Origin of the sequence: Martinezella dioscoreae, from assembly GCF_009176305.1 — a bacterium.
Taxonomy (GTDB): Bacteria; Pseudomonadota; Alphaproteobacteria; order Rhizobiales; family Rhizobiaceae; genus Rhizobium; species Rhizobium dioscoreae.
The window spans coordinates 1-11,384 of sequence record NZ_BLAJ01000029.1 but is presented as its reverse complement, the minus strand read 5'-3'; the positions used below and the strand labels follow the sequence as shown (position 1 = coordinate 11,384).

Below are 11,384 nucleotides of genomic sequence, written 5' to 3'. Positions count from 1 at the left end.
CACGAATGCGGTGGATCGGTTGGTTCCAGGCCTCAAGGCGTGACCGTATTTCGGCTTCGTCGCGCCCCCACATACCGGTGGCGACAACGCGCGGGATACTGCCTTTGGCGATGACCGCTTTGCCGAAATGGTTACCGCGATGCGCTATCGGCATAAACGTCGCCGGGGTTCTCCGGCAGCGCATCAGGACCAGCCTTACCGTCGTTGATGTCAGCGCAAATGCAAGGCAATTGTCGTGTGGCTGGCGTGACGGCGATCTCCTCGACAAGAGCCATATCGGCGTCGGCACCGACAAGGGCCTAGAAGCCATGAACTGCTCGGCGACCCTTATGCTTGACCCAGTGGCCCTCGTCATCAAAGCGCAAATGTAGGGCATTTGTCGCGGCCTCGCTGATAGACGCGATGATCGTCGCATCGACAAGTGTACCGGTTTTCACCTCGATCGCCTTGGCCTTGAGCTGGCGCGTGACCTCATCGAACAAGGTCTTGTCCAGGCATAGGCGATAAGGGCCTTTCGAAACCGGACGAACGCTGTCCGCTCCGGCGTCGGCTCGGATCGGGAAAAACCGCAGAACCGTCGGAAAGAGGCTCGATCATCCAGTGCCTCGGCAAGCTTCACGTCCGAACGATCATACCAGATCGACAAAAGCATCGCCTTGAACAGAGCCGATGGCTGGCAGGCGGGCTCTCCCTTGCCGGCGCACGAGACAACGCTGAGCGCTTCATCGACCGGGTCCCAATCGATCAGCCGGACGAGATCGTGGAGGGAAGATATTGCACATCGATCAACGGCAAATCCGAATGCTTCCTGTCCTATTCGGCGACGACTCATTACCAAATCTCTATCTCTCGACAGAGGCATTGAATCATCAGCAATCACAGACGTCTACAAATACCCATGCACAGGTCTCTTAGAAACAAATAATCAACGTTTCGACGGGTGCGATTCTCATCAAGAGCAAACGAAATTCATCCCGCTGGGCATGGTAGGCGCGGCTACAATAGCACCGCGCAGCCTGAGTCATCAAAGGTCCGGACGCTCTACGCCGTCCTCTACGACTATTGCATCGAGCTCCTTCCTGAGTGTGGCGACGCGGGTCGTGCCGTTGAGCTTCGCGAACTCTTGCTGTGCTGCCTTCCAAAGAGGCGATGCCTTGTCGTGCAACGCATGGCCTTCACGCGTTAACTCAATAACCCGATAGCGGCCGTCGGTCGGTGAGGGCTTTATTGTCACGATGCCGTCCCTCTCCAGGGTACCGACCATCTTGCCCATCGCCGTGCGTTCGACGTCGAGCCGCTCGGCCAGCATGTTGACCGTCGCGCTTTCTGCCTCTGCGAGCGCGGCGAGGATGAGAAACTGCGTGATACGCAGGCCGGCCGGCTCCAGGTGAGCGTCGTACAGGCGAGTGATCTGTCGGCTCGCTCTCCGCATGGCATTGCAGTTGCACTGGTCGATTCCCAAAGGTTGGTTTGTCGACAACATTGTCTTTCCTTTCAACTCCACTAGAGCGGCGTCTTCAGCAAGTTGCCGAAGACGCCAAGCATTGGCCAAGCTTGGTGGCTCAGAATAATCCGGCCCGGGGCGTGATGTAGCCGGGCACATCGTCTGCAAGCGTGCTCTTTAGCAGAATCGTGCCCTCGTCCGCCATGATCTCGCTTTTGCCTTTAGCAAGCGCGTCGTAGGTCCGGATCGCGACGTCGGCGGGACTGGTCTTCGGCACGTCGATGCCGTTCGTCAGATCGGTATCGAGGAAACCGACATGGAGCCCAAGTACCTGGATGCCACGATCAGCGAGGTGGAACCGCACCTGGTTGGTATAGCTCCAGGCCGCCGCCTTGGACGCGGCATACGGCGCGAGATAGGGTCGCGGAAGCCAGACGATGTCCGAAAGGACGTTGATGATCGCCGCTTTTGGCTGCTTTGACAGCACGGGTTCGAACGCCTGCGTGACCCGCGCCAGACCGTAGTAGTTGGTATCGAATAGGGACTTCGACTGCATCTCGAAGTCCGTAGCGAGGGGATTATCGATCAGGGCCGCAATACCCGCGTTGTTGATCAGTATCGTCGTGTCCGCGGCCGTTTCGGCCGCGGCGGCGATCGTCGCGGGATCGGTGACGTCGATGCGGATTGGTTCAACGCCCGGTTCGTCGAAGCCGCCGGTATTGCGCATGCCGGCGTAGACCTTCTTCGCTCCGCGGCGGACCGCCTCGCGGGCGAAGGCGAGGCCCAGGCCGCGATTGGCACCGGTGATGAAGACCGTTGAATTTCTGATTTCCATGACACGTCTCCTTGATTTGCAGATCTAGGGCTCGGCTCCAGCACGGAGATCGAGGGTTACGGTTTAAAGAAAAAATTCGTCGGGCAACTGCCCGGACAGCGCTGTACGAAGGTGGTTGGCGAGCGCCACGACGGCATCGACGGGACCCATTCGGACGCTGACACGCGAGACGGTCCCGTCGGGATTGCGATCGACGACGGCGACCGCATTGACGCCTTCACCGCTCGCCAACTTCGCTTCGTACTCGAGAAGCGTCCGCAAGCCGACGGCGCCGAGAAAGGTCGGCTTCTGCTCGACATAGAACTTGCCCACGGCGTCCACGACCTGGCGGATGCTTTCACGGCCCACCACCGGACCGCGCAGGACGGAACTGATCAGCTCCGCGTCCTCGGTCAGGTCGTCAAGGAAAGGATGTCGTTCTTCATGTGTGTTCGACATTGTCGTTCTCCCTCGTTCACCTCAATGGAAGGCGCCGCGATATTTGGCGATGAATTCCGGAACCGATAGCGCAGGTGTTCCGGTCACGCGCTCGACGACGTCGTTGGTGCCGGCGAATATGCCTTCGCGGTAGTTCTGCGCGACTTCGACGAGGTGCTGGATCAGGAAGGGCGGGAACTTGTACAGGTTCTGCATCTTGTCCTTGAAAGCCTCGATCGAGGTCGGCGCGTATTCAATCTTCGTGCCGAGGACATCGCTCATCGCGGCGGCGATCTCGGTGTGGTTCATCTCCACCGGTCCGTGAAGTGTATAGGTCTTGCCGCCGTGACCTTCGGGGTTTGCCAGAAGATGAGCGATCACGCGGCCCTGGTCGTCGGAGCTGATCGGCGCATGGCGGCCGTTCTCAAAAGGGAACTCGATCTTCTTCGAGGCCCAGATCTCCTTGGCGAAGTGCGGATAGACGAGCCAATCGGCGAAGAACGTCGGCCTCAGATGGGTCGTCGCTACCCCTGACCAGTCGAATATGCGCTCCGAGACCCAGTGATCCTGCGCAGCATGACTAGTCGACTCTCGGCGGGCCGAAATCTGCGACATGTTGACGATCGCGGTGACGCCCGCTTCCTTGGCCGCCTGCGCGAAGTATGCCGCGGCGCTCAGGATTCCCGGTGCGATGGGATGCAGGAAGTAGGCCGAATTTACGCCTTCCATCGCCGAACGAATGTGGCCAATGTCCGTGAAGTCGCCAACGGCGATTTCGACGCCTCGGCCGCGCAGAGCTTCCGCGCGTTCGTCATCCGAGCGGACGTAAGCGCGAACCTTTCTCCCCATCTTCAGTAACTCGTCGACCGCCGCGCCGCCTGTGCGTCCGGTTGCGCCACTGACTAGAATGTTTGCTGCTTCGCTCATCATCATCTCTCCAAATAATAAGAGCATATGCTCTCGATGAAGGATGAAATAAGAGCATATACTCCTATTGTCAAGTTTTCTTTTGAAGGACTGGGAGTGGGTTCGGCGCATACAGCCATACCGGGCCGACGCTGCGGCAGCATCCGGTCGTCGCCCTTCGCAAGGACCTCTCGGAGCTCAACATCATACCTGTGCCGAGGCGATGACGGCACGGGACGACCGTTGGGTTCAAACGGCGGGCCTGGTGCTTGTGCGGCAAAGGCAGGGTCGGCCAAGGGCGTCTTGCCCATTACCATCGAGTACGAGATAGGCTCGGCCAATGTCGTGGTATGGCTGACTCTGTTTGAGAAGAGCCGGCGTGTCGTGCTGGGGTCCTCGATAAGGGAGATCAACGGCCGTATTCAGCGGGAAGGGGAAGTCGTGCATCTCGTCGCCCAGCAGCTCCTCGAGCTGACAGGCGATCTGTACGGCCTTACTGATCGTGACGAGACCTTCAGGCTGCCGAATGGTCGTGGCGACGAGTCAGTGGGGGAAGCTGCGCCGCATTGTGCATGGCCAGATCGGTCAAAAAAGGTCCGAATCAACTTCCAAATGCGGCGGTGGCTTCAATGCAGACTTATCACAGGGACGCCTTAACCTTTTCCGCCACGTCAGGCGAAACCCATTTCATCCAGAGGTCCGGATGGGTCTGGAGGAAGTACTTGGCGCCCTCCTCGTTGGTGCCCTGGTTTGCGTCCATCCAGGCAAGGATCTTGCCGACAGTCTTGTTGTCCCACTTGCGGGTTTTCAGATAACCGCCGCATCATAGCCAGAGATCGCGGACATGATGGACGGTGCCATTCCATATTCGTCTTGCCAAGCAAGCGCGATGCGAACGAGCTCATCTCGAAATGTCATGCCTGACGCCTCACATTCGCCTGCCGCGGTAAGCCTCACCTGATAATCTGCTGTCTCGCCGCAGTCGATGATCGCCCCCGATCCTGCTTCGAATGATCAGCAAATCGTCGCTACGAGTCCAAAAACTGACGTCAGTCCCAGAATTAGAACTCTTCCCAGGAGGTCGCTGCCGCTGCCGCTGTAGCGGGACGTCCGAATGCGCCGGCGATCTTGGAGCGCAGCGCCCGTGCAGGCGAGGCGGTAGGGTTGGAACGTTCGGTGGCTGCGACCGGTCTTGCAGGCGAGCGCCCTTTCTGCAGATTGAACTGTCCGAGCAGCTCGTTCAGCGCCGTCACCTCCTTGGCAAGGCTGTAGCTTGCCGCGGTGGACTCCTCGACCATGGCGGCGTTTTGCTGCGTTCCCTGGTCGATGCTGTTGACGGCCGTATTGATCTCCTGCAAGCCGGTCGCCTGCTCGCGGGCAGCCTCGACGATCGCCCGTACATTGCGGTCGATTTCCTCGACTTCCTTGACGATCTGCTGCAGCGATTGCCCCGTTCTGGTGACGAGATCGACGCCGCTGCCGACCTGCTGGCCGGATGTGGAAATGAGCGCCTTGATCTCCTTTGCCGCCGTGGCGGAGCGCTGGGCGAGTTCGCGGACTTCCTGCGCGACGACGGCAAAGTCCTTGCCGGCGTCACCCGCCCGCGCGGCCTCGACGCCGGCATTGAGCGCCAGCAGGTTCGTCTGGAACGCTATATCATCAATGACGCCGATGATGTTGGAAATCTCGCCCGAGGATTTCGAGATGGCCTCCATTGCTGAAATCGCGTCCTGCATGACTTCGCCGGATTTTTCGGCGCCGATGCGCGCGCGTGCTGCGGTGCGGATTTTCAACGCCTGTGCTTGTTCACGGCCGCTGCGCTGATGACGGAGGAGCGCAACGACGTTGAACATTGGCGATAGGACGGACCCGCCAATGTCGTCGTCTGGCCAAACCTCTTCGAGCGACGCCGTCGTATCGTGCTCGGATCCTCGATGATGGCGATTAACGGACGCATCCAACGGGAAGGGGAGGTGGTGCATCTGGTGGCCCAGCAGCTGTTCGATCTGACATCCGATCTCTCTGGCCTTGCCGATCGCGATGAGGCCCTCAGGCTGCCGACTGGTCGCGTCGACGAGTTCGCGCATGGACGCCTGGCAGCCCGGATTCGCGGGAGAGGGCTGTCATGAAGGTGCGGGAGATTTATGAGCCGGATCGGCTTATTGATACGTTGAAGATGAGGGCACGGAATTTTCAGTAGATGCGAACACAGTCGATCTGCACTGGACAACTAACGAGCCCGTAAACCCATCGGCAAGCGGCACATACAGGGAAAGCGTTCAGGCTTAAATTCGTAGGCTGACGCAAGGTTCCGCGTGATGGAACCTCTTTGCCGACCATGTGGTTTGGTGTGCCCAAACAAAATTGGAGGATGCGATGAAAAGAATGGTTGTCGTTGGGTTTTTGGCGGGCATACTTGCGGCCTGTCAAACCAGCCAGGAGGGACTGAAGCCTATTCCCGGAAGTATCACCTATCGCGGGCAGCCGAGCCAACGGTTACAAAAGTCACCGGTCGGCAGCATCGTCCCCCACATATTCACGGATCAGTGGGGCGAACGGGTACGCGAGACCTACATCTTGCAGCCTGATCGCAGCCTGAAGCTCGTGGATCGGGTATATCTCGACAGTCCTTTCGATTAAAACGGTCACCAGGAGACGAAGGGATGCTGCGCAAGGCGAGCGCCCGCCTTAGCGAACAGACGGAATGGATCGATGGTTCGACTCCTCTCAAGAGCTGATAGCATGTGGGAAACTTACCCCTCGCAAGCTGATGCACCATTTTGCAGACGGCAGGGTCTCAATTCTCGAAGCGGCCGTCACGCGCGTCCCGAAGATCATCACTGTCGAGAATGTCGAGTGCGAGATTATCCTCACCAAATTGCAAATCGCTGAGAACAAGCAGGTGCTTCCGTGACGGCAACCCACGCAGGAGCTCCCTAGTATGTGCGCGTCCGGCCGAAGGAGCGCAGAAGGAGATTGACTGATACCGCGATCTTGTCGATGTCGCGAATATCCTGCGAATAGTCTCCCGTATAGAGCTTCACGATCATCTGGTCTCGGATGGGACCTTCGAGGTCGAAATGGAGGTGGAGATAATAGGCCTGCCGATCGCCACCCCGGCTTACGCTTCTGCCCCGTTGGGTTACCTGCTTCAGTTCGGCTTCGAAGGGTGCAAAACCCTGCAGGTGCAGCGATACAAGTTTTGATCCGAAGCGCGAATCGACCGGCACGGCGACAACGGCCTTATCAAGCGCCAAACTGACCAGTCGGCCGGGGATATGATCCACTGATGCCGGCTCATCCAATTTGAACGCATGAAACAATCGCTGTGGCTTCTCAAAGCAAATGAGGGATGCGATGACTAAAACGACAATATTGATGCCTGCCCAGAAAGCGGCGACCGGCGAAAACTGCGCCTCGATCTGTGTAGTCTCGGGAACAATATCGATGAGCAGTCCAAGGCCTGTGATCGTTATCAAAGCCGCGATCCAGGCAAAGGTATATTTGTCGAATTGATTTGCCTGGTTGCCGCTGCCTTTTGGTGTCACCCTGAACGGTTTGCCGAACGGCCTTATCAGGCTCGACACGACGGTTGGTAGCATTCGAAAGGTCGCGAATGTCCCAACAGCACTTGAGATGACGGGCAAGTAGCGCGTCGGCGTTATCCAGAGCATCAGAAGGAAATAGGATGCAAGCAGCGGGACCTGATAGGAGACGTAGTCGGCGATATCGGTGAAATAAAGTGGCAGGAGCCCGAACCAGAGATAGACGATCGGGATGATCAAGATCATCAGCCGCACCAGATACTGGACTATCCATGAAGCGGGCAGAAACATGATCCGCTGGAAGAGGGTCAAGCCCGGACCGCGCAACGGGCCATTATGCAAATAAAGCGTCTGAATGCCGCCCTGGCACCAGCGTTCGCGCTGAACGAAATAGCCGGTCAGATTTTCCGCGGCGAGCCCCATCGACAGCCGCTCGTTCAGGTAGCGCGTCTTGTAGCCTTTGTTGAGCATCGAGAGTGTGGTCAGCAAATCCTCTGTGATGGATTCCGTCGGGAAGCCACCAATCTCCTCGATCGCCTTGCGCCGAGCGATTGAACACGAGCCACAGCAGAAGCTGACATCCCATCCGTCGCGGCTGGGCGCGATCTCGTCAAAAAACAGCCGCTGCTCGTCCGGCCATATGTTCTCAAGCCCCAGATTCGTCTGGACGGGATCGGCATTGAAGAAGTGCTGCGGCGTCTGGACGATACCGATGCTTTCGTCGGAAAAGAAGGGCAGTGTGCGGCGAAGAAAGTTCCTATAGGGCACGAAGTCGGCATCGAAGACGGCAACGAATTCGCCCGAGCTGACTTGCAGACCATTATTCATATTGCCCGCTTTGGCGTGAGAATTGTCGCGGCGGGTGACATGAACAGCGTTTTTCTGTTCGCAAAAAGTCTTGAGCCAGTCGCGGCGCTGGTCGTCGAGGACATAAACCTTGAGCTTTTCTGCAGGGTAATCGAGTGAGAGTGCGCCGACAATTGTTCGCTCCAGGACGTCGAGCGGCTCATTGTAGGTGGGTATGAAGACATCCACCGTCGGCAGTTCGCGTTGGTCACGCGAAAAAAAGATCTTACCAAGCTTGTCTGCCTCGCGGCTCCGGTCGACGTAGCGGCTCATCAGGATGAGGAACAGCACAACGTCGGTAAATGCCAGGAGTTCGATGATAAAGACGAGCCAGACCCAATAGAAATTCGCCCCATCATAGGGGTATGGAAGGACGGTCTGCGTGAACCGCCAAATCATGTAGCGTAGTGCGACGGCGGCGACGAACCCGCAGGTGGCTGTCCTCGTCCAGCTATGATGACGCGACCAATTGAATGGGCCCAGCAGAAAGAAGGCTGTTACGAAAAAGGTTGGGGCGAGGGCTAGAAGATACTGAACCACAAGTTCTTGACCCATTTCAAAACACCAAATCCGTGCCTTGGAAAGCGGACTTGGACCGAACGTCCCACTTGGCAGAAATTTTCGAAGTCACCATTCATGAAGGAGGGTTCGAGACGAACCCTGATGCGGGCATTGCGCTGTGATGTAAGGGGCAGACTAGCCGCAAATGAATCGGTTTCCGTGGCCGCCGAGCTGCCCTTTACAGAAACGACCGAACCTTTGAAAACATCGCTGCGCCCGAGCAGGCGAACCTGCGCGCCGAGCCCAGGATAGATCTCGTCATAGTCAACTTCGGGGACGAGGATGTCGACGAACAGCTCCCGACAATCGAGAAGTCGCATCAGTTCATTGTTGAGCACGACGTTGGAACCACTGACGATGCTTCTGCTCCAAACAACTCCATCGAATGGCGCGGTCACGGTTGCCGATTCGAGGCTGCTGACGCGAATGCCTTCTTCCGTTAGTTGCTTTTCGACTTCGGCGGCGCGGGTTTCATTCTCCGCGATCCGCGAATTCAGGTCGCTGATGTGGACGATCACCTCATCCTGGCGCTGGCGGGAATATGGCACGTCATTCTGTCCATCTCCGAATACGAAAATACCCTGTCGAACGGCGTTCAATCGCTGTTGCAATTGATCGACAGTCAGGTTGCTCACTTCGACCTCGCCTCCGGTCGCCGCGCCGGCAGCGCGTGCTGCGTCCACCATCCGCTGGGTGAGTATGCCCTTGGATTCCAATTCCTTCCGGCGATCGAGGTCGACCTGCGCGGCGAGATCCTGTGCCTGCGAAACCTCGACCCTCTTACGCAGGATCTCAACTTCGCGTTCAAGATTGGAAATCGTTGCCTGCTTGAAGATTTCGAGCCGATTTCCCAGCTGATCGCGAAGTTGCGTGAGATCGTCGCGTTCTTTTTTCAAAGCTGCCACGCGATCGAGAGCGGTGTTTCGCTCGGCCTCAAGCGAAGCCAGAACGGCACGGTTCACGCGCGGATTGCTGATTTCCACGAGAGTTTCGCCGGCTTTCACTGGAATGCCAACCTTTGCCGGCTCGCCCGAAATCACACCATCAATGGGCGCGTTGAGGAGAGCCAGGCGGGCATTTACGGTGCCATCTCGGCTTGTATAACCCGTGATTGCGGGAAAGGAGACGACGATAGCAAGCGCCAGCAGCAGAACGCCGACGGTGACGCGGGTAATGCGATGATTCCAAATCATGTCAGCTTGTAGGACCAGCGGGGTTAGCGGTGATCGATCCGCCGACCTTGGCCGACAGAAATGCAACTAAATCTTGTGTAATTTAGCCTGACGGAATTTAATGGGCAAGTGGTCGCGATTTGCTTGTGTTAATGAATCAGAACATATTGTCTCATTGGCGGTCGGCTCAGGTTCAAGCCTCGCCCCGCACCTGCCGGCGAATATCGTTGGCGAGTGGGTGCAGGTCCACGCCTAGAAGCTGCCAGCCGCCTTCGCCTTGATCGGTCATTCCACCAAAGCCAATGTCCGGTATTGAGGAATTTCAAACAGTTGGCTTTTGCAACGACAGGGTCGGCGGTTCGCTTTCTACTTCAAGAGCAAGTATGTGTTTTCCTTTGGCTGGTTCAATACTCCATAGAGGCGGCTCGGCATGAGGGATCCCCAGGCTCTTACCCGCTTGCTGTGAACGGACGAATTAGATAGCTCTGTGGCTCCCGGACGCTTCCGCTGGGCATTGATCGGCCCGTCGCTGACTTGTCGAACTGGTGATCGATTGAACGCGCTCAGCTTGCTCCGAAAAGTGCGCTCTTGAGATTCGTCTCCATGAAATCGCGTCCTTTGAACAGGATCGGCATGTTGTGGGTGTCCGCACAAGCGTAAGATAGGCAGTCGGCGAAATTGAGTTGGGCGGGATGGCCTTTACCCTTGCCGTAGGCGGCGAAAGCTTCGACAGCGCGCCGCGCGATCGTATCGGTGATTGGGATCACGGTGATTTTGGCTGCGTGAAGAAAAGCGTCGAACATCTCCTGGGCATCCAGGACCTCCAGGCCAAGAATACGCGCCAGGTTGATGGTCGCTTCAAGCCGGACATGCGCGCCGGTTTGCCGATCCGTGGCGCTGTCGATCGCGGCCAGATAGGTATCGGCATCCGCCTCTCCGGCAAGGATGGCGACGATTGCTGAGGTCTCTATGAACATTATTGACCCCAGAGCGCGTCGCGTTCCTCTCTGGTCAAGGGCGCGGCGGGCGGAAACTTTGCCTTGGCAAGTCCGCGTGCGCGGATTTCCGCGACGTGCTGCCTTAGGGGAACAGCTTCATCGGCCCGCTCAATCTCGTGCTGTAAGGCAAGCTTGATAGCGGCGGTCAGGTTTGAGGCGCCACGTTTGCGCATAACAGCTTCCGCCAAGGTGCGAACTTCCCGATCACGGATGCTGAGCATATGGCGTCCCTTTATGTCATGACAACGATTGTATATACGTATGGACGAAATTTGTCCATACAAGAGTGAGTCCCACCATTTGACTCTCGTCTATATGTATTTAACCCAATAACAACCAAGGAGACCCGGTCGACAGCTCAGCTGTACGCGACAGGTGGCGACGCGTACTGGATTGCGGGGCTGTCAAATTCGCAACACTTGCTGGGACCTTTAGTTTTCGGGTTTCTAATGGATGGACAGCCACCAAATTGATGATGTTACGGGCTCGTAAGCTCCGTTTTGGTGGTAGGTGATGCGATTTACGGACTTTCGGCGTTTCAGGATGCTCCGATCGCGTGCCTTGCGTGGTAGTAGTGGCGCTTCTGAGCTTTACGAACCTTGGGTCTATGACGCCTTTGATCGGTTTGAGCGTGAGATGGAAGCGTTCTGCCGCCGCTCA

Annotated in this window: 12 protein-coding genes and 4 pseudogenes; 4 read left to right on the top strand and 12 right to left on the bottom strand. The window is 57.5% G+C overall.

Translation table 11 applies throughout. From position 1 onward, the window contains the following. The coding region (locus tag GDN47_RS32560) for a hypothetical protein (RefSeq protein WP_233790230.1) at positions 1-371 on the top strand (371 nt) is incomplete at its 5' end. Here GDN47_RS32560 and GDN47_RS32255 read toward each other — a convergent pair. The 6 genes from GDN47_RS32255 to GDN47_RS31635 form a co-directional block, all read right to left on the bottom strand. Then, positions 300-482 (bottom strand): hypothetical protein, encoded by a 183-nt coding sequence (locus GDN47_RS32255; protein WP_210386789.1) that lies wholly within the window; start codon positions 480-482, stop codon positions 300-302. The genes GDN47_RS32560 and GDN47_RS32255 overlap by 72 nt on opposite strands. Further along, positions 434-832, bottom strand: a complete 399-nt coding sequence (locus GDN47_RS32665; protein WP_173002615.1) for a transposase — start codon at positions 830-832, stop codon at positions 434-436. Before GDN47_RS32665 ends, GDN47_RS32255 begins: the two co-directional genes overlap by 49 nt. Positions 833-1,024: 192 nt before the next feature. Then, positions 1,025-1,483 carry a MarR family winged helix-turn-helix transcriptional regulator gene (locus GDN47_RS31650; RefSeq protein ID WP_113420099.1) on the bottom strand — a complete coding sequence of 153 codons (459 nt, stop codon included), beginning with the start codon at positions 1,481-1,483 and terminating at the stop codon, positions 1,025-1,027. Between the two features lie 79 nt (positions 1,484-1,562). Then, on the bottom strand, positions 1,563-2,279 hold the full coding sequence (locus GDN47_RS31645) for an SDR family oxidoreductase (protein ID WP_152095047.1): 717 nt from the start codon (positions 2,277-2,279) through the stop codon (positions 1,563-1,565). Between the two features lie 63 nt (positions 2,280-2,342). Continuing rightward, the gene (locus GDN47_RS31640) at positions 2,343-2,717 is read right to left on the bottom strand and encodes a hypothetical protein (RefSeq protein ID WP_152095046.1); all 375 of its coding nucleotides are present in this window, start codon (positions 2,715-2,717) and stop codon (positions 2,343-2,345) included. Positions 2,718-2,738: 21 nt separating this feature from the next. Continuing rightward, positions 2,739-3,623 (bottom strand): NmrA family NAD(P)-binding protein, encoded by an 885-nt coding sequence (locus GDN47_RS31635; RefSeq protein ID WP_152095045.1) that lies wholly within the window; start codon positions 3,621-3,623, stop codon positions 2,739-2,741. A 110-nt stretch (positions 3,624-3,733) separates the two neighbouring features. Here GDN47_RS31635 and GDN47_RS32550 point away from each other — a divergent pair. Then, positions 3,734-4,259, top strand: a pseudogene (locus tag GDN47_RS32550) (hypothetical protein); the annotation flags it as partial. Here GDN47_RS32550 and GDN47_RS31625 read toward each other — a convergent pair. After that, positions 4,243-4,416: pseudogene (locus GDN47_RS31625) on the bottom strand (ABC transporter substrate-binding protein); the annotation flags it as partial. The pseudogenes GDN47_RS32550 and GDN47_RS31625 overlap by 17 nt on opposite strands. A 247-nt stretch (positions 4,417-4,663) precedes the next feature. Continuing rightward, positions 4,664-5,377: pseudogene (locus GDN47_RS31620) on the bottom strand (methyl-accepting chemotaxis protein); the annotation flags it as partial. 90 nt (positions 5,378-5,467) lie between these two features. Between GDN47_RS31620 and dnaE2 the strand changes: the two are divergent. Both dnaE2 and GDN47_RS31610 read left to right on the top strand, forming a co-directional pair. Next, positions 5,468-5,802, top strand: a pseudogene (dnaE2, locus tag GDN47_RS31615) (error-prone DNA polymerase); the annotation flags it as partial. A 176-nt stretch (positions 5,803-5,978) separates the two neighbouring features. After that, positions 5,979-6,242: a hypothetical protein gene (locus GDN47_RS31610; RefSeq protein ID WP_113396207.1), complete on the top strand. Its 264-nt coding sequence runs from the start codon at positions 5,979-5,981 to the stop codon at positions 6,240-6,242. 296 nt (positions 6,243-6,538) lie between these two features. Here the strand turns inward: GDN47_RS31610 and GDN47_RS31605 are convergent, their stop codons facing one another. From GDN47_RS31605 to GDN47_RS31590, 4 genes are all read right to left on the bottom strand, one after another. After that, entirely contained in the window at positions 6,539-8,533 is a 1,995-nt protein-coding gene (locus tag GDN47_RS31605; RefSeq protein WP_113396014.1) for a glycosyltransferase, read from the bottom strand. Then, complete coding sequence (locus GDN47_RS31600) at positions 8,515-9,747, bottom strand: HlyD family secretion protein (protein ID WP_152095044.1); 1,233 nt, start codon at positions 9,745-9,747, stop codon at positions 8,515-8,517. The genes GDN47_RS31605 and GDN47_RS31600 overlap by 19 nt, the downstream gene beginning before the upstream one ends. A 542-nt stretch (positions 9,748-10,289) precedes the next feature. Next, positions 10,290-10,703 (bottom strand): type II toxin-antitoxin system VapC family toxin, encoded by a 414-nt coding sequence (locus GDN47_RS31595; protein WP_173002614.1) that lies wholly within the window; start codon positions 10,701-10,703, stop codon positions 10,290-10,292. Further along, the gene (locus GDN47_RS31590; RefSeq protein WP_069613654.1) at positions 10,703-10,945 is read right to left on the bottom strand and encodes a type II toxin-antitoxin system VapB family antitoxin; all 243 of its coding nucleotides are present in this window, start codon (positions 10,943-10,945) and stop codon (positions 10,703-10,705) included. Before GDN47_RS31590 ends, GDN47_RS31595 begins: the two co-directional genes overlap by 1 nt. Between the last annotated feature and the right edge of the window lie 439 nt (positions 10,946-11,384).

Bases quoted from the DNA above. Each gene is read 5' to 3' on its own strand.
- GDN47_RS32665 (WP_173002615.1), bottom strand. From the start codon at position 832: ATGAGTCGTCGCCGAATAGGACAGGAAGCATTCGGATTTGCCGTTGAT.
- GDN47_RS31650 (WP_113420099.1), bottom strand. From the start codon at position 1,483: ATGTTGTCGACAAACCAACCTTTGGGAATCGACCAGTGCAACTGCAAT.
- GDN47_RS31645 (WP_152095047.1), bottom strand. From the start codon at position 2,279: ATGGAAATCAGAAATTCAACGGTCTTCATCACCGGTGCCAATCGCGGC.
- GDN47_RS31640 (WP_152095046.1), bottom strand. From the start codon at position 2,717: ATGTCGAACACACATGAAGAACGACATCCTTTCCTTGACGACCTGACC.
- GDN47_RS31635 (WP_152095045.1), bottom strand. From the start codon at position 3,623: ATGAGCGAAGCAGCAAACATTCTAGTCAGTGGCGCAACCGGACGCACA.
- GDN47_RS31610 (WP_113396207.1), top strand. From the start codon at position 5,979: ATGAAAAGAATGGTTGTCGTTGGGTTTTTGGCGGGCATACTTGCGGCC.
- GDN47_RS31600 (WP_152095044.1), bottom strand. From the start codon at position 9,747: ATGATTTGGAATCATCGCATTACCCGCGTCACCGTCGGCGTTCTGCTG.
- GDN47_RS31595 (WP_173002614.1), bottom strand. From the start codon at position 10,703: ATGTTCATAGAGACCTCAGCAATCGTCGCCATCCTTGCCGGAGAGGCG.
- GDN47_RS31590 (WP_069613654.1), bottom strand. From the start codon at position 10,945: ATGCTCAGCATCCGTGATCGGGAAGTTCGCACCTTGGCGGAAGCTGTT.